The sequence below is a fragment of the Desulfonatronum parangueonense genome (assembly GCF_054656975.1).
The window spans coordinates 4774201-4790238 of sequence record NZ_BAAHXH010000003.1 but is presented as its reverse complement, the minus strand read 5'-3'; the positions used below and the strand labels follow the sequence as shown (position 1 = coordinate 4790238).

At 50.6% G+C, this 16038-nt stretch carries 18 protein-coding genes and 1 pseudogene; 13 read left to right on the top strand and 6 right to left on the bottom strand.

From position 1 onward, the window contains the following. The first annotated feature begins 28 nt into the window (after positions 1 to 28). Positions 29 to 625 (top strand): hypothetical protein, encoded by a 597-nt coding sequence (locus tag ACYQ15_RS21505; RefSeq protein WP_459939510.1) that lies wholly within the window; start codon positions 29 to 31, stop codon positions 623 to 625. 9 nt (positions 626 to 634) lie between these two features. Here ACYQ15_RS21505 and ACYQ15_RS21500 read toward each other — a convergent pair whose 3' ends face one another. After that, complete coding sequence (locus ACYQ15_RS21500) at positions 635 to 718, bottom strand: DUF4113 domain-containing protein (protein WP_459939633.1); 84 nt, start codon at positions 716 to 718, stop codon at positions 635 to 637. Between the two features lie 139 nt (positions 719 to 857). Here ACYQ15_RS21500 and ACYQ15_RS21495 point away from each other — a divergent pair, with 139 nt between their 5' ends. Then, positions 858 to 2684: an IS1634 family transposase gene (locus ACYQ15_RS21495; RefSeq protein WP_459935669.1), complete on the top strand. Its 1827-nt coding sequence runs from the start codon at positions 858 to 860 to the stop codon at positions 2682 to 2684. A 63-nt stretch (positions 2685 to 2747) separates the two neighbouring features. Here the strand turns inward: ACYQ15_RS21495 and ACYQ15_RS21490 are convergent, their stop codons facing one another. The 5 genes and pseudogenes from ACYQ15_RS21490 to ACYQ15_RS21470 form a co-directional block, all read right to left on the bottom strand. Then, a complete protein-coding gene (locus ACYQ15_RS21490) occupies positions 2748 to 2825 on the bottom strand; it encodes a DUF4113 domain-containing protein (RefSeq protein WP_459939632.1) in 78 nt (25 codons plus the stop codon). Beyond that, complete coding sequence (locus ACYQ15_RS21485; RefSeq protein WP_459939509.1) at positions 2822 to 3070, bottom strand: DinB/UmuC family translesion DNA polymerase; 249 nt, start codon at positions 3068 to 3070, stop codon at positions 2822 to 2824. The genes ACYQ15_RS21490 and ACYQ15_RS21485 overlap by 4 nt, the downstream gene beginning before the upstream one ends. A 50-nt stretch (positions 3071 to 3120) precedes the next feature. Then, a pseudogene (locus tag ACYQ15_RS21480) lies at positions 3121 to 3254 on the bottom strand (Y-family DNA polymerase); the annotation flags it as partial. A gap of 47 nt (positions 3255 to 3301) precedes the next feature. After that, positions 3302 to 3997, bottom strand: coding sequence for a DUF6946 family protein (locus tag ACYQ15_RS21475; protein WP_459939508.1), 696 nt, complete (start codon positions 3995 to 3997; stop codon positions 3302 to 3304). Positions 3998 to 4025: 28 nt separating this feature from the next. Next, positions 4026 to 4355, bottom strand: coding sequence for a LexA family protein (locus ACYQ15_RS21470; protein ID WP_459939507.1), 330 nt, complete (start codon positions 4353 to 4355; stop codon positions 4026 to 4028). 1396 nt (positions 4356 to 5751) lie between these two features. On the opposite strand from ACYQ15_RS21470, the gene ACYQ15_RS21465 reads away from it, so the two are divergent. The 11 genes from ACYQ15_RS21465 (at position 5752) to ACYQ15_RS21415 (ending at position 15861) form a co-directional block, all read left to right on the top strand. Beyond that, a complete protein-coding gene (locus ACYQ15_RS21465) occupies positions 5752 to 7062 on the top strand; it encodes a tyrosine-type recombinase/integrase (RefSeq protein ID WP_459939506.1) in 1311 nt (436 codons plus the stop codon). Between the two features lie 98 nt (positions 7063 to 7160). Then, positions 7161 to 7916, top strand: coding sequence for a hypothetical protein (locus tag ACYQ15_RS21460; RefSeq protein ID WP_459939505.1), 756 nt, complete (start codon positions 7161 to 7163; stop codon positions 7914 to 7916). A gap of 451 nt (positions 7917 to 8367) precedes the next feature. Next, positions 8368 to 8517, top strand: a complete 150-nt coding sequence (locus tag ACYQ15_RS21455; RefSeq protein ID WP_459939504.1) for a hypothetical protein — start codon at positions 8368 to 8370, stop codon at positions 8515 to 8517. A gap of 23 nt (positions 8518 to 8540) precedes the next feature. Then, a complete protein-coding gene (locus ACYQ15_RS21450) occupies positions 8541 to 8951 on the top strand; it encodes a hypothetical protein (protein WP_459939503.1) in 411 nt (136 codons plus the stop codon). 13 nt (positions 8952 to 8964) lie between these two features. Continuing rightward, the gene (locus tag ACYQ15_RS21445) at positions 8965 to 9507 is read left to right on the top strand and encodes a hypothetical protein (RefSeq protein ID WP_459939502.1); all 543 of its coding nucleotides are present in this window, start codon (positions 8965 to 8967) and stop codon (positions 9505 to 9507) included. Positions 9508 to 9532: 25 nt separating this feature from the next. Then, positions 9533 to 9889 carry a hypothetical protein gene (locus ACYQ15_RS21440; protein WP_459939501.1) on the top strand — a complete coding sequence of 119 codons (357 nt, stop codon included), beginning with the start codon at positions 9533 to 9535 and terminating at the stop codon, positions 9887 to 9889. A 109-nt stretch (positions 9890 to 9998) separates the two neighbouring features. After that, positions 9999 to 12551: a phage/plasmid primase, P4 family gene (locus tag ACYQ15_RS21435; RefSeq protein WP_459939500.1), complete on the top strand. Its 2553-nt coding sequence runs from the start codon at positions 9999 to 10001 to the stop codon at positions 12549 to 12551. A gap of 505 nt (positions 12552 to 13056) precedes the next feature. Further along, positions 13057 to 13668, top strand: coding sequence for an ERCC4 domain-containing protein (locus tag ACYQ15_RS21430; RefSeq protein WP_459939499.1), 612 nt, complete (start codon positions 13057 to 13059; stop codon positions 13666 to 13668). Further along, a complete protein-coding gene (locus ACYQ15_RS21425) occupies positions 13607 to 13927 on the top strand; it encodes a hypothetical protein (RefSeq protein WP_459939498.1) in 321 nt (106 codons plus the stop codon). The genes ACYQ15_RS21430 and ACYQ15_RS21425 overlap by 62 nt, the downstream gene beginning before the upstream one ends. A gap of 28 nt (positions 13928 to 13955) precedes the next feature. Further along, complete coding sequence (locus tag ACYQ15_RS21420; protein ID WP_459939497.1) at positions 13956 to 14456, top strand: hypothetical protein; 501 nt, start codon at positions 13956 to 13958, stop codon at positions 14454 to 14456. After that, positions 14434 to 15861: a phage terminase large subunit gene (locus ACYQ15_RS21415; RefSeq protein ID WP_459939496.1), complete on the top strand. Its 1428-nt coding sequence runs from the start codon at positions 14434 to 14436 to the stop codon at positions 15859 to 15861. Before ACYQ15_RS21420 ends, ACYQ15_RS21415 begins: the two co-directional genes overlap by 23 nt. Positions 15862 to 16038 lie beyond the last annotated feature (177 nt).

The window sequence follows — 16038 nt, the reverse complement described above, 5'->3', positions numbered from 1 at the left end:
GATATTGAAACAACTCCGGGCACAGGTCATGAACGATCTGCAAAACTTGATCCCGAAAGACTATTTTGAGTGCGAAGCCAAGGATATGAAGTTTGATCCGAGTTTTGATAACGCGAAACATCTCTCGGCGGAATTTCGATGGGGTTATCTTGCGGGAAAACTTGGAAGGGACTTGTTCTTCGAGGGACCATTCAACATGACAGCCCGACAAGTCTCCGCCTCTGAAGTGCTCATGAACCTTGGCATGTTGGCTTCATCCCAAGCTGTGCTGGCCATATCCCGACAGATTTCCCAACGCGCTGCTGAACTCAAAATTCCTGACGGCAATGCTGGAAAGGTTGCTGAGCAGGTTGAAACCGAACATATCCCTACCTTCGAAGAGAACATCAAGGGCGCATTATCACAGTATTTGAGTCATCTCGGGACAGATGAAGCTCAACCTTTTCGGTCAATGGTAGATACAGATTGCGACATGGAACGATCTCGCCGACGTGCTCCCAGTTTAAACGAGATCATCGAGTTGAAACCCAACTTTTTTGGCGTAGGCCTCAATCTGAACGTGGTCATTGGCTCGATAAGTGAATACTCCACTTACATGAGGCGCTGGTTCGGAATAAATGGCTGAAGGCGACCACTATGTAATCCTCGGCAATTCCTTCCAGTCCGTCGTGTATCTCGGACTTAACCCAAGTTTACTAATTGCTGGGCCCAAAACCATTTTTTCGGGTCATTTTCAGGCAGACTCCGAATGTAAGCATTTAATATAATTAACATGAGCTTCCAGGAAAGGTCGTTGTAGTGCCCATATGGATAGCCTTGGGGGTTGCCAAGCCTCGTGAGTATGCTACAATGGCCCGATGTTTATCCGCGAAAAAGTCAAACAAAACAAAAACCCGAAGAAAGTTTATCATGCTCACTTTCTCGTAGAGTCCATCAGAACGGTCAATGGCCCAAGGCAGCGAACAATTCTCAAGCTGGGAACGCTCTCGTTGCCCAAGGAGAAATGGAAAGCTCTGGCCAATCGGATCGAGGAGATTTACCTCGGATCCCAAAACTTTTTACAAGTCGATCCTGAGGTTGAACCACTGGCGAGCCACTTTGCCAGGCTCCTGATCCAACAAAAAATCGCCGAGAAACAGCAGGCTCCGCAAGAAGATAAGGGAGGCCCGGATTATTTGACCGTAGATGTCAGTGAACTCTCCTCTTCACCGGCGAAGTCGGTCGGGGCGGAACATGTCGGCGTGCATGCCATGCAACAGCTCGGTTTTTTTGATCTCTTCAAAGAACTTGATTTAACGAGAAGGCAGTCCGACTTGGCGACCTTGTCCATCGTAGGCCGACTTGTTCATCCCTGCAGCGAGAACGAACTCAAACGCTTTGCAAAAGAAAACAGCGCGTTAGACCTGATCCTGAATACCGATTTTTCAAGAATCGGCCAAAATGAACTCTACAATGTTTCGGATCTGCTCTTTGAAAACAAAGAGCACATTGAATCCTTTTTGCGCAATCGCGCCAAGAAAGTGTTCTGTCTTAAGGAAACCATCATCTTATACGACTTGACGAACACGCATTTTGAAGGCGCGGTCAAGCAATGCTCCAAGGCTCATCGAGGACGATCCAAGCAAAAGCAGCATCAAAGGCCGCTGGTGACGCTCGGCCTGGTCATGGATGAACTTGGTTTCCTCAAGTCCAGCAAAACCTTCGACGGTAACGTCGTCGAAGCTCATACTTTCCAGGAAATGATCAAGGATCTTCATCAACAATCCCAAGGACTACGACCGGTTTTACCGCTTTACAAGCCTACGGTGGTCATGGATGCCGGAATCGCCACCGAAGAGAACCTTGCTTTCCTCAAGGAACAAAATTTTGCGTATATTGTCGTATCTCGCAAGAAATACAAAGAAATTCCTGAAGGAGAGGCCGTCTCCGTTAAAGACGGCGTCACGGTCAAATCCTTCACTCAGGATGATGAGGTGATCCTGCATTGTCAAAGTCAATCCAAAGAACAAAAAGAACAGGGTATCGTCACAAAAGCTAAAGACAAGATGGAAGCCGAACTCAAGGCGTTGCGCGAGGGCCTGAGTCAGAAAAACAAGCTCAAAAAATACGTCAAGGTCCTGGAAAAGATCGGTAAGCTTCGCAAACAGTATTCGCGAGTCTCCAAAGCCTTTGAAATCAACGTCACACAAGATGAAGACTTGGCCGTGGATCTCGTATGGACCTATGATCCGAAAAAACTGGGCAAACCCTACGACGGCAGCTACTTTCTGCGTACAAGTCGCACCGACCTCGATCCGGCCCGGATATGGGAGGTCTACATCATGCTGACGATTCTGGAGGGAGCCTTCCGTCACATGAAGAGCGAACTTGGCCTGCGTCCGAACTTCCACCGAAAAGAGGACCGCATCGAGGGTCACATGTTCATAACCGTGCTGGCCTACCACCTCTTGCATTGGATCGGGTACAGGCTCAAAAAGGCGGGCATGTGCAGTTCGTGGACAGGGATCAGGGAAACCCTTGATACCCATCGTCTTCTGACCACCAGCATGCCCGTCAAGGATGGTGGAATTGTGAGTATTCGGCACTGCACAACTCCAACGGTCGAACAAGCGAAAATCTACAACGTCTTGGGCGCTTCGGGGATGCCAATCAAAAAAACGAAGGTGGTCACGAAACAAAAGTAGTGCCTACGAGATGCCGCAAATCCAACGTAACACGCTAAAATAAAATGAATAATCTTCAACGCATTAGTAAACTTGGGTTAAGTGCGCCTGCCTCATTACCCACCGCTTGCCCGTACCTTCCGCCGCTACCCGCATAGTCATAGCCCCCACTTGGCGTTAACCCGGTCTATTACGTCTATCACGGCTTTGCATCTCGCACGTTCTTCAGGCGGCGGTTCGAACAGGCTCAGCCTGCGCCCATGTTCCTTCTTGATCCCAAAAACCATCACCCCAGCCTTGCGGTATTCGTAGCCAGTCTTGAAAATCTGCTTCAGGGCTTTCAGAGACGCCCGAATAAGGTCCCGCGTTATGACTTGAAGGCACGGCCAGTGAAACGATGGCCGCATTGCTGTACTGCGGCCTGTCCAGACGGAGCGATCCGTCAGCACAAAAAACTGATACCCAAGGCTTTGGCCTCATTGGACCGGGTAACACACAGCCATCGTTGTTGGAAAGGACCACGATGGGCCTGCCCCGCATCTTGGGGATGAACGCCCGCTCGTAGAAAGCGTAAAAATTGTTGCAGTCCATCAGGGCGAAAAAAATGGATTACTTATCAAAGATGCCATTTGAGCCTTCTATTGTTGCCCCCGAAACTTCTGACCCCCACTGCACCACCCGATAAACAGCGGCAGGTTGCGGCGGATACCGAGGGCTGACAGCGTATCTATCCGGGTCTGAACACCCAAAAGAGCGGCAAAAGCCGCAAAGTCATCAAACCATTTGTTGGTCGGGCTAAACGAGTGCACCAGCATGACTGCCGCCTTGGCCGAGAACTGTTCGGCGATGAGCAGGGCAGAGACCGTTCGGTGAAGCAGCTGATAGCGGATATTGCCGGGGATTGGTTCCGTGAGACCCAGCGATTCTGCTAGGAATTGCAGGCGGATGTGAACGCCCCTGGAGTTCTCGGCGCGTTTCTGCTCAACTGTCGGACCGAAATTTTCATCCACCTTCCCTTCCACGGCAATGGCCACAAGCCCCTCACTGCCCCGCGCCAGAACCAGCAGATCGGTCTGCGAAGCCCTCTCCCCACCAGGTAATGCCACTTGGTATTCCGGGATGGCGATAAGCATGGACAAGCCCTGCAGGACGGGATTGGCGGTCATGGCGAGGGTGGCCACCACTTCGGGCGGAAAACCCTGAGGGGCAGCCGCTTCCCATGACCGGGCCAGAGTCATAGCGGAATACCCTGCCTTCCAGTGAAGGTCCGGTTGGGCAAGAAGGCACTGCCAGTCCTGGTATGATTGTGTTGGAACGTAAATGCGCTTGGGCAAATCAGTCTCCTTGTTCACCCCGTAGGCATCACCCCATCTTCCTGATCACACTCACCACCACACCCCAGACCTCGCACTCCATCTCGAGAGTCACCTCAATCACCGGGTAGCCGGCATTGGTCGGGACCAGATACGTCCTCCCGTCCTGCATTTTCAGAGTCTTCACCGTGAACTCGCCGTGGATCAGAGCGATCACGATTTTGCCGTCAGCGGCCTGGAGCGACCGGTCCACCACCAGCATATCCCCATCCAGAATCCCGGCATCTTTCATCGAGTCGCCGGACGCCCGGACCAGGACCGTCGCAGCCGGGTTCCGGATCAAGTGCTCGTTGATGTCCAGACGCTTATCTGGGAGCATTACGCGTTTATGACACAATTCTACGTTCGCTGAGGTATGTCGCCCTTACAGGGTTCTTTCGCTTTCCCATCGTTGTCCCAGGGCGTTGCCCTGGGCTATAACATGTCGCCCCTTTGGGGCTGAAATCAAGCCCTGAAAGGGCGAAACAGAATTTAATACCACCCCCGCCCTTCGGGCACGGGGTTAAGAATTCCCCTCCTTTGGAGGGGTGGCAGGCGAAGCCTGACGGGGTGGTGCCGAAGAGAAGTGCAAAAACGCTACATGTCCTTACTTTTCAAACTAAACCACCCCGCCCTACGGGCACCCCTCCGAAGGAGGGGAATTTAAAACCACCCCGCCCTACGGGCACCCCTCCGAAGGAGGGGAATTTAAAACCACCCCGCCCTACGGGGCACCCTCCGAAGGAGGGGCAAATATAGCCCAGGGCAACGCCTTGTATATCAATGAGTTAGTTTATCCAGCCCTGAAGGGGCGATCTAAATGGGTGAAGCTCATCAAAAAATGCGTAATACTGCGCATCCCGATTTACAGAAACGCGTAATGCTCCCCGCTTATCCAGATAATCGTCGGCAGGAGACGGGAAGCCCGCTGCTACCGGACAGAGGTAGAGAGGCAGACTGACTGTTCTCTTGGTGAGGCGTCCTGGATGAGCCGGTCGATATTTCGCTGGATGATATGTCATGTGGAAATCCTTGATTTAGTCGATAGCCAGAAGCGACTGCGGGAACAAGCCAGCCTCGCCGCATTGCCCCACCATCTGTACACTTCATCTGTTCGCAAATCAGGCCGCCTGTCCTTCTGGGACGGACGGCCTTGGTAATTCTGGCGCGGGCCACCCTGCGAGTCGCGAGGATGCCCTGTGTGTGATCTTGCATACGGCTGGCTGGGTTCAGTGTGCCCTGGAACGGGATGGACGAGTAGCGGCGATTGGGATCGGGGGGGCGAGCGTGTTTGGTATGAGTAGTCGCAGTGTGTGGTGGCATGCCGGGTCCGGACCAAGTGACCGAAACAGCCTCGGCACTGGCGTGGGCGGTCTGGGCGAGACGGATGCGCGGCTTGGATACACGGTGGATGGGGGTGAGGTAGATCCTTCCTATTGAATCAGCAAATTATTTTTGGCAATCTTTTGGCAATCTTTTGCTTCATAAAAAGAAAAAGGGTTTACGATTTTACTCGTAAACCCTTGATTTTTATGGTGCGCCCGGCACGATTCGAACGTGCGACCTACGGATTCGTAGTCAAATAGTAACACCCTTCACATACGCACATATTTCAACACAAAGCGCTTGACATTATTCACTTTTCATGGTCTAAGATCATCACATACCGACACGGGAAAGCCCGCTGTTTCAGCTTAAAACTGGTGGCCAACTGGTGGCCAACTGGTGGCCAACTGGTGGCCAGAAAAAACCGGGGGATGATCATGGCGAAGAAATGGGTCACGACAGAAATTCAAGGTCTAAGGTATTACGTCCACCCTACCCGCAAGCGTAAAAAAGGCGTGAAGTGGGAATATGATGTTTTCTACAACTACCGACGCACACTGAACGGACGGCGCTTCGAAGAGGGCTTGGGCTGGCTGTTCGAGGGCATGACGCTACAAAAGGCGATTGCCAAAGTTCACGAACTGAACGAGAACGCCAAGCTGGGCAAGGGACCGGCAACGCTGGCTGAAGCGCAACGCATAGCCGAGCAGGAACGGCGGGCCGCTGAAGAACAGGAAGCAAGTGAAGCGCGGGCCAAGATCACCTTCAATGATGTTTGGAAAAAATACTATCCGCAAGCGCAAGTTGACAGGGGCGAGAATGCGTTGATCCGTGAAGAGTGCATCTACCGACTGTGGATAAAACCAGTTATCGGAAACCTGCCTTGCATTTCAGTTGCGCCCTTCCACCTGGAAAAAATCAAGGCGAACATGACCAAAGCTGGACGGGCACCGCGATCAATCCAATACACTTTCGCCATTATGCGGCAAGTTTTCAATTACGCCATTTCTCAAGACCTCTTTACCGGCACCAATCCAATCAAGCCAAAAAAGAAATTCGCCGTTAAGCTGCCCAAGTTTGACAATAAACGCACACGATTTTTGACCAGGGAAGAAGCCGACAAGCTACTTGATGCCCTGCGTGAAGTATCCACAGAGACACATGACCATGCACTGATCAGCCTACATACCGGCATGAGGGCCGGGGAAGTTTGGAACCTGACATGGGGCGACGTGGACTTTTCCCAAGGAATACTGACCTTGCGCGACACGAAGAACGGTAGCACCAGGGCGGCATATATGACCGGGCAAGTTATGGCCATGCTGAAGGCGCGACGACCGGCAACTTATGATCCATCGGCGCTTGTGTTTCCAGGGCGTGGCGGCGTAAAGATCACGCAAGTTTCCGACACCTACAACCGGACGATCAAGAAGCTGGGCTTCAATGACGGGATCACTGATGCACGGCAAAAGATCACGTTTCACACTTTGCGCCATACCTACGCAAGCTGGCACGTCCAGAACGGAACAGATATTTATGTACTCAAGGAACTGTTAGGGCATTCGACCATCCAGCTTACAGAGAGATATGCCCACCTTGGAAAAAACAACATGCAAGCCGCTGTAAAAAACTTGGATCAATGCCTTTGCAACCCTACCACCACCGGCACCGGCATTGATGACGCTGCAAGCAAAATTTTGAAGCTGGCTCAAGCTGGCTAATATAGAATTTCCCGGCTCTAGGCTGATCACCGAAAACCGCCTTTCCCTGGGCGGCTGGGCCGGGATTACCACAGGGGGCAATGATGGGAGATTGTAAAATGGAATCCAAGGTGGAAGCATTATCACTTGAGGTAGTGAATCAAAAATTAAAATATGAAAACATTGAAGAAAATCTTCATTTTCAAAGATTATCAAGAACATTCCGGGCACCTGATTTCACCCTGTGGACAAAAAAAGATGCTTGGGTATTACATCACGCTATTGCCCTAATCAATGGAATTGATCCTGAATGTTTTTATTCAATGGCCGATTACCTTTATTACTTGAATAACATGGATAGAATTTTTCCTGACCAACTAAAAACACTGGGCGATTTAGTGCCCTACCTTGTGAAATTCGAGAAGATATTTCTTGAAGCGCATGACTGCCATCTTGCGGGAACCCTGCAAACAGTTTGCGGATGGAAAAACCATGCAAGAGTATTGATCAAGCCATGGGTATTCCTGCAATGGGCCGAAAAGCACGGCCACCATATCCCGGAAGAGTTGCGCGGCATTGAACCACATGTGGAAACAGTGGCCACCGTCACCACAGGTGGGGATGATCCGGCACCGGCTACCGTTACTATTAACATTGAAGGCATTGACCTTGAAAATTTTGATCCAGAGAACGAAAAAACGCTTGCCACGATGCGGGCCATGAGTAAGGAAAACCGGGCCAGGATTGCAAAGAGCATGAATCAAGCCGGGAAAACTCGAAAAGAAATTGCTGAAAAAGTATTCTGCTACAAGTTGCACGATAAGACCGCAACTCTAAAAAGCTGCATGCGAAACGTCACCGATCTGCTAAAATAAACGCCACCCTGGATTTTTATCCACCCTAGATGAAAGCCGTCCACCCCCTGGACGGCTTTTTTTGTTTCATCTTCCATATCCAACTGCCTGAAATATCACTTCAAAAAGTTTTCAAAAAACTTTCCCCACCGCTTGATCATCCACCCCCTGGATCATTCATCATATAGACCAACACAACGAAACAACGTGGAGGTTAATCTGATGAGTGAAAATTTATCCGTATCATGGGAAGAGGTGGCCGCAACGTGGCGCGATCCTTTTCTATTGAAAGACGCAAGGGACCAAAAGAAAGCACCGGGCTTTCCGTATTCGGGCGGCTACTTGCGGAACCTTTGCACGGGTAAAGATGCTGACCCGTACCTTTCGCGGCATGTTTTCCGTATCGGCAAGTATCCGGCGATCCGAAAAGCTGTTTTGATCGAATGGCTGAACGCAAGAACGAGATATCACCATGCAAGATCGAAAGAGAATGTCACAGTTGCGACAAGAGTATGAACAGGAAATGGACCGGGTACCCTACCCTGTGGATATGGCCGGGTATCTGGAAAAACCCACCAGGAAGCGCATGAAAAAAAAGTGGAACCGTGGCCGCAAGGCATAATCTATAAAAAGCGAGAAAATGCAATGAAATTCACAGAAAAAGAACTTCTTGAAAGAGTTGATCCGAACATTACCAACGGGCTTGTATTTACTAAGGATTGCGTAACAATGCTGACTGATTTTCTTGATCCGCACATGCAAAAAGATAAATCAATTTACGATGCAGTTTCTGATGTTTTCGATTTTGAAAATTTCTTTCTTGCGCAATTGAAAGAAGTTTCTGAAGAAGAGGTAAAGACCGTTGAAACGATTGAAGACGCTGCAAAATTCCTTAACGCTAAGAAGTTTCTTTGTATTGAATCTGGAATGAGGATCAGCAAAAAATTATTGGACATTATCGAAGCGCATAAACTGAACTTTCCTGAAGTGCGGAAAATTCAATGGATGATCAAGAGCGTATTTGACACAGAAACACTTAATCTTGGCAACTGCTAAAGGAGAAAGTTACATGATGAAAATGAAAAATGATCGTTTTTTGTTCGGTCGTCTGTTCAGCTTGCAGACATCACTTTGCAAGATCGAACCCCAAGGACGTGAAACAGTAGGCCAATGCGTTGAATCTTTGAAGTCATTTCTGAAATTGCTTCAACATGCAAAAGAAACAACACCGAATGAATTTCATGATGGGATCATGGGAATGATGGGGCAAGTTTTCGGACGTATCGAAGACTTGCTTGAAAAGAAATGCAACTTCGAAGAGCAACCACAGGAAGAAGAAAGCCAGGATCAAGGCGATGATGAAGACTATCAAACGGAATACTTTGTGACGGCGCGTGAAACTTGCATTCACTGTGAAGGAACGGGCACCAGCATCAAGTTTGGTATCACCTGCAATTGCTGCGACGGTTACGGCCACCGCAACGAATATGAAATTCCGTTTGAAGAGGCAATCAACGAAAACAACCTATTCAATAAACTGTGGGATACAGTTGAAACGATGCAAGAGAAGATCAACGAACTCGAAGGACACATTAAACGGCTTGGCGGCTGATCCTGCAAACAATGGAGAGTGAGAAATGGAAAACAATTTCAAGATTACAGACGATTTTCACGAGCCAGTTGCAATGTTCTATGATGGAGTTTCCAAAATCCAAACAGCAATTTTTCTTATAAAGATGCAATTGAAAAATATGCCTGTGAACGTTCAAAATGAACTGTCAAAAATGGAATATCTTTCGAATGAAGTTAAGAATGGTATTCTTCAAATTTCTGTAAAAGAGAAAAATGATCTGTTATGTTTCCTTGAAGAATTCAACCAACATATTGAAGAATTTTGTAGTATCCCACATGACAACATCACCAAAGTGGCAAGGATTTTTTCCACACTTGAAACGCTGCACAATGGTTCAACGTGGAAGGGAACACCATTCTAATTGCTGATCCTGTGGATACAAGAAAGCCCTGATCAGCGATTGAGCAGGGCTTTCAAAGAAGGAATGACCGACACCAGATGCAAGCAAACCCTGACACAAAGAAAAGTCTATGTCAACAATAGAAATTCCCGATATATTCGAGCAACAAGCACGATATGCCGCGATCCCTGGCGAAACCAAGACGTTTCGGCAATGGGTAGCCGCGAAAGTTGCACCGAATCCGGCGAAGCCACACGCCAAACCAAGGAAACCACCGATCAACGTCCACAGTGGTCAAGGCGCAAGCACCGGCAACCCGGCAACCTGGGCCACCTTCGATGAAACGCGAGAATTTCTTGATGAGTGGAACGGCACCGATCACACACACGTTGATCAGGAGATGGGCGAACTGACCGGGCCGCTTGTTTGCCCTGGCTTCAATGTGACTAGCAACGATCCTTATTGCTTCATCGACCTTGACGGCTGTTTTGATGCTTCCGGCACCCTGGAACCATGGGCGCGGGCTATCGTGGAAAACATGGCCGCTTACACTGAAGTTTCCTTGTCAGGGCGTGGCTTGCACATCCTGATCCGTGGCCGCAAGCCTGGAACATCCTGCAAGCGCAAGATCAACGACCATGGCGGCGAAATCGAAATCTATGATCAAGGGCGATATGTGGCGATCACTGGAAACATCTTCGAGGGCCGCGACACGATCCACGACCGGCAAGCCGAGCTTGATTCACTCTATCAGCAATTTTTCAGCACGAACGGCGCGGGTAGTGTCCACAGTGGGGAAGATGAAGCGCGGGCCACTGATTCGACCGTTACCGCTGAAATTGTCATGGCGCGGGCTATGCGATCCAAGCAAGGGCCGAAACTTCAAGCGCTACTCCAAGGAAATGATGCTGGCCATAACGACGACACAAGCGCTGCTGATCAAGCTGCATGCAACATCCTGGCTTTCCACTGTGGGCATATTCCCGACAATCAAGCGGAAGCGATCATTGATGAGATTGTCAGGAATTCAGGGCGCTACCGTCACAAGTGGGATCAGCCACGGGGGGAAGGCACTTATGGTAGCCTGACGATCCGGGAAGCCCTGGCCAAAGTTACCGACCGATGGACCGGCACCGGAGAACGAAAGCCGACCAGGGCCACCGGCGCGGCTGAATTGATGGCCATGCACCGCATTACCCTTGAGGACGCAATCAAGGCGGCTTTGACCGGGCAAAAAGGCGCTGCGGAAATGTTCATCACCTTGAACCGTGGGGTTTTCTGCTTCGATCACGCTTCCGGCAACTGGTATCAATTCAAAGATCATTTCTGGGAGGCTGAAGTTATCGGCACCCCGATCAAAGCCCTGGATGACGTTCAAGCGATCCTGAAACGTGCCGAGGCTGACCTTGACGGGCAAATTGTTTTGAATGGGAACGAGCAACGCCAAAACGACGATCCCACCACCAAAGAAAATCTCAAAACACAGCTTGCCAGTTTGGAAAAGCAACGAAAGGCCGTGGCTCAAGCTGTCCATTCCTTGAACCACCTGCATTTCCGTGAACAGGTATGCAAGTTTTCAGCCGTGGGACCGGGTAGCCTGGGGATCACCGGCGATGAATGGGACGGTCACCCGTGGTTACTAGCAACACCTGCCGGGATCATCGACCTGAAGACCGGCGCAATCCGACCAGGGCAACCGGATGACATGATCAAGTCACCCTGCCCTACTGCCTACGATCCCGGCGCTACTTGTCCGACATTCGAAAATTTCATTTCCACAGTGTTCGAGGATGACCCGGAGCTTGTGCGTTTTGTCCAAAGAGTATTTGGCGCGGCTTTGATAGGGCAATCCACCTACAAGCAATTTTTGATCATCCTGCATGGTCAGGGCCGCAACGGGAAAGACACCTTGCTTTCCATCATTGCCCACGTCCTGGGCAACCACCTTGCCGGGACTATTGCGGCTGAACTGCTGCTGGATTCCGGGAAGTTTGGACGACGATCCAGCCAGGGACCAAGCGCGGATATTATGCGGCTTCGTGGGCTTCGCTTGGCTTTCGCAACTGAAACGAGCGATGGCCGGCGCTTTGATTCGGGCATGGCCAAGATGCTTTCCGGCGGGGGATCACTCACGGCACGGCCACCATACGGGCGGCGCAATATCGAATTCGAGCAATCCCAACTGATCTTCCTTTTGACCAACCATCGACCACATGCACCCGTTGACGATTACGCATTCTGGAAACGTGTCAAAAACATTCCTTTCGTTCTGTCATTCGTGGACGATCCGCAACAACCACATGAACGCTTGAAGATTGCCGACATAGCCGACCAGTGCAAGGCCGAGGCACCCGGCATCCTGAATTGGATGATCCAGGGCTGCCTTGACTATCAACGCAACGGACTACCCGAACCGGAAGCCGTCAAAGCCGCAACTGAACAGTATATCAAGGATGAAGACCTAATTGGGCACTTCATTGAAGATTGCTGTTTCACCGGGCAACAATTCTCAGTCAAAGCCGGGGCACTCTATCACAGGTACAAGGAATGGGCCGTGGAGGGCAACACGCGACCAATGACCGCAACGGCATTCGGGCGATATATGGGCAAGCGTTTCCACAAGGATGAACGTAAAATCTATTATGGTCTTGCCCTGCAATCTGATCGAGAGGAAACATTTTGACAACGGCTTTCAATAAGTTGTCCCAGTTGTCCCAGTTAGAGCTTTTTTCTGTAACTTTCCTAAGTAATGAATTTTGATTTTTCTATATAGGGAAGTTTAGGGAAAATGGTCCTAACCGGGACAACCGGGAAAGATTGGAATGGAACCCCTGTGGAAACGTACAATATCCCGTACAAAAGACCGACACGATTATTCTAAAAAACGTGTCATTTCCCGGCTAGGATGCACTTACAAAAGCCAGTTTCGATAAAAGCCCGGAATCATTCACCTACTGTGGATATTATGCGGGCAAAAGCGGAAAGTGTTTGATAGTTAATCAAAAGGTCTGAAGCAGAAACAAGCAATATATTCAACACTTACGAAGAACAAAATAACGAGGTCACAAAATGAACCACCAGAAAGCCACCACCGGCACCGAAAAACCGGCGAAACATCGAACACCTATCAAGGCGATCCGGGCGAAGTGTTTGGATTGTTCGTGTCACTCCACCTTGGAAGTCAGGGAATGCCAAGTCAGGGAATGCGCTTTGTTTCCGTATCGCATGGGCAAGCGACCGACAACCAGCAACGGCCACCAGGGGGCGCGGCAATGATCATCCTGCGAGATAGCCGGGAACAGCTTGGGTATAACTTTGACCGTTTTCCGGGCGTCACTGTCCACCGGGCGGCGCTGGAATCGGGCGACTACAGTTTACCGGGCCTGGAACATATCGTGGCCGTTGAACGGAAGGAATTGAATGATCTGATCAATTGCCTATGCCATGACCGCGACCGTTTCAAACGAGAATTGCACCGGCTTCGACCGTACCAACTGAAAGCGGTAGTCGTGGAAGCTGCTTTGGAAGATGTGGCGCGTGGCCGTTACAAGTCACAAATGAAGCCACAGGCGGCGCTGCAATCATGCTTTGCATTCATGGTCAAGTATGGCGTCAATTTCATTTTCGCGGGGAACAGGAACGGCGGCGAGTACGCAACGCATGCCCTACTGTGGAAATATCAGCAAGAGTTGGAAAAGCAACTATCAGCAATCACAAAACAGACAAAGGGGATTCAGAATGGAAACGATGACCAACCAGGGCCGGAACGACAAGTGGGAAGCTGCAAGGTCACAATTTAACGATGTGGAAATTGACATTGCTGACTGCATACATGCCATTGAATACTTGGCCAAGAACATCAACGATCAAGCATTGAATGACGATCTTCAAAACATCGGCGGCAAAGCTGAACCATTGGACCGCAAGCGCGTTGTTCGGGATTCATACGCAATAAGCTACCTGATGCGTTGCATAACATTGAATCTTCAAGAGCAATACAACCTGATCAGCACAACATGCAATGAATACGACAACGCAATATCAAAGGGGGAAAGCTGAAATGGGCCGAGGCGATACGAAAGAGAAAATGCCCTTCAAGCCTGGGGAAGTGGCCACCACTGACCGTGTACGGGATGAACGTGGGCGCTGGCTACCTGGGCAAAGGAACACGGCATGGCGTTGCGACAAGACACGGGAACCGAGTGAAGATGACATTGCACTTATCGAAAAAATGGCCGCTGAAGGTCACGGGCAATATGGAATATGCCGGGCGATCCCGATCACCTACCCGGTATGGCAACGCTGGCTGAAGGACTACCCGGAAGTCAAGGAAGCATGGCGGCGCGGGCTGGCTGAAGAGGAACACTTCCTTGTGTCCCAATTACGGCAACAAGCCGAAAAAGGGCAAGCCGTGCCCTGCATTTTTTTACTGAAGGCCAAACACGGATACCAGGAAGGCCAAGCACCGCAAACAGATCAACGGGTACAGATAGCCGTCACATTGCCCGCTGCCCTTCCTGCTGATCAGTACAAGCCGGGGATCACGGTCAACACCCTGGCGCTTGATGGAGGGGATCACGATGGATGAACTGAAGCCCACACCATTTCAGCAACGAGTCCTGGCGATCCCGGAAACCTTCGATCTTGCTTTGCTTGGTGGCAGGGGCGGCGGCAAATCCTTTGCCCTGGCATTGCTGATCTTGCGCCATGCCGAGCAGCACCGGGAAGGGGCACGCATTCTGTACCTTCGTAAGAGTTACAAGGGCATTGCCGACTTTGAAAGCCTACTCCGGGAAATCTTCGGGGCGATATACGGCACGGCGGCGCGTTACAACACACAGGAACACCTGTGGCGACTTCCTACGGGATCATATCTTGAACTTGGCCAGTTGGAGAGTGAAGCCGACTATGTGAAGTACCAGGGCCGATCCTTCAACCTGATCATTGTTGATGAGGCGGGCCAGTATTCGGAACCCGACTTGCTTGACCGGCTTCGTTCCAACCTTCGGGCACCATCGGGAATCCAGCCACGTTTCATCCTTGCGGCGAACCCTGGCGGCGTGGGCCATGCCTGGATCAGCAAGCGCTACGTTTTCAAGGCGTCACCCTGGGAACCATTCGAGGAACCACAATCGGGCCGCATGTTCGTTCATGCACCAAGCACCTACCGGGACAACACCGGCATTGATCAGGGCGAATACTTGAAGAACTTGAAAGCCTCTTGCCCTTTCGATCCTGAATTGCTGCGGGCCTGGACTGATGGTGATTGGAGCATAGCACGGGGCGCTTTCTTCGCTTCCTGCCTGGGGGATCATAATTTGATCGAGCCATGGGCGAAAATTCCCGACGTATCGACCGGCTATTTCAGGAACAAATCAAGCCGCTGGGGAGATCCATATATTTCTCACGATTGGGGAACGAGTGCGCCAAGCGTTACGTTGCTGATGGTTGAATCTGATGGACGCAACGGGCCGGACGGGAAATTTTACCCGAAAGGATCAATCCTTGTTTTGGATGAATACGCAACTAATCAGCCGGGATCATTGGAAAAAGGCATGGGCTACACTGTGGATATTCTGGCCGACCGGATCAAGGAAATGTGCGCGAGTTGGGAAGTATTACCGCAAGGCGTGGCTGATGATGCGGTATTCAGCAAGACCGGCATTTCCAGAAGTGATTCTGTTTCAGTCAGTATCGGGAACGAGTTTCGGCGGCATGGCGTTTATTTCACTGAAGCCAAGAAGGGATCAAGAGTTGCTGGCTGGGATCGATTGCGGCGCTTAATGGCCGACGCTGGCAAGCTGGATGTTCCGGGCCTGTATATTGCGCGAAACTGTGAATATCTGTGGGCTACCCTGCCATATTTGGCACGCGATCCACGAAAGAGCGATGACGTTGACACCAGGGGACCGGATCACGGCGCGGATTGCTTAAGATACGGATGTTTGAGGCAGAAGCGGACCACAACCGTTTCGCATGTTTCATCAATATGACCAGGGATCGACTTGAACTGATCCGGGCCATTGTCACAGAGCGAAGGAAGGAAGATCGAAGCCGATCACCACCACCTGTGGAAATGGAAATGGAATTTTTACCGGCTGAAAAGGACGATCCCGACGAGTTGAAGGCGCTTTTTTCATGGCGCGGCTGGATCGAAACCGACGAAACAA

What these genes read in the sequence shown, in the direction of transcription:
- ACYQ15_RS21505 (WP_459939510.1), top strand. Translation starts at nt 29, where the DNA reads ATGAACGATCTGCAAAACTTGATCCCGAAAGACTATTTTGAGTGCGAA.
- ACYQ15_RS21500 (WP_459939633.1), bottom strand. Translation starts at nt 718, where the DNA reads ATGGTTTTGGGCCCAGCAATTAGTAAACTTGGGTTAAGTCCGAGATAC.
- ACYQ15_RS21495 (WP_459935669.1), top strand. Translation starts at nt 858, where the DNA reads ATGTTTATCCGCGAAAAAGTCAAACAAAACAAAAACCCGAAGAAAGTT.
- ACYQ15_RS21490 (WP_459939632.1), bottom strand. Translation starts at nt 2,825, where the DNA reads ATGACTATGCGGGTAGCGGCGGAAGGTACGGGCAAGCGGTGGGTAATG.
- ACYQ15_RS21485 (WP_459939509.1), bottom strand. Translation starts at nt 3,070, where the DNA reads ATGCGGCCATCGTTTCACTGGCCGTGCCTTCAAGTCATAACGCGGGAC.
- ACYQ15_RS21470 (WP_459939507.1), bottom strand. Translation starts at nt 4,355, where the DNA reads ATGCTCCCAGATAAGCGTCTGGACATCAACGAGCACTTGATCCGGAAC.
- ACYQ15_RS21460 (WP_459939505.1), top strand. Translation starts at nt 7,161, where the DNA reads ATGGAATCCAAGGTGGAAGCATTATCACTTGAGGTAGTGAATCAAAAA.
- ACYQ15_RS21455 (WP_459939504.1), top strand. Translation starts at nt 8,368, where the DNA reads ATGCAAGATCGAAAGAGAATGTCACAGTTGCGACAAGAGTATGAACAG.
- ACYQ15_RS21450 (WP_459939503.1), top strand. Translation starts at nt 8,541, where the DNA reads ATGAAATTCACAGAAAAAGAACTTCTTGAAAGAGTTGATCCGAACATT.
- ACYQ15_RS21445 (WP_459939502.1), top strand. Translation starts at nt 8,965, where the DNA reads ATGATGAAAATGAAAAATGATCGTTTTTTGTTCGGTCGTCTGTTCAGC.
- ACYQ15_RS21440 (WP_459939501.1), top strand. Translation starts at nt 9,533, where the DNA reads ATGGAAAACAATTTCAAGATTACAGACGATTTTCACGAGCCAGTTGCA.
- ACYQ15_RS21435 (WP_459939500.1), top strand. Translation starts at nt 9,999, where the DNA reads ATGTCAACAATAGAAATTCCCGATATATTCGAGCAACAAGCACGATAT.
- ACYQ15_RS21430 (WP_459939499.1), top strand. Translation starts at nt 13,057, where the DNA reads ATGCCAAGTCAGGGAATGCGCTTTGTTTCCGTATCGCATGGGCAAGCG.
- ACYQ15_RS21425 (WP_459939498.1), top strand. Translation starts at nt 13,607, where the DNA reads ATGGAAACGATGACCAACCAGGGCCGGAACGACAAGTGGGAAGCTGCA.
- ACYQ15_RS21420 (WP_459939497.1), top strand. Translation starts at nt 13,956, where the DNA reads ATGCCCTTCAAGCCTGGGGAAGTGGCCACCACTGACCGTGTACGGGAT.
- ACYQ15_RS21415 (WP_459939496.1), top strand. Translation starts at nt 14,434, where the DNA reads ATGGAGGGGATCACGATGGATGAACTGAAGCCCACACCATTTCAGCAA.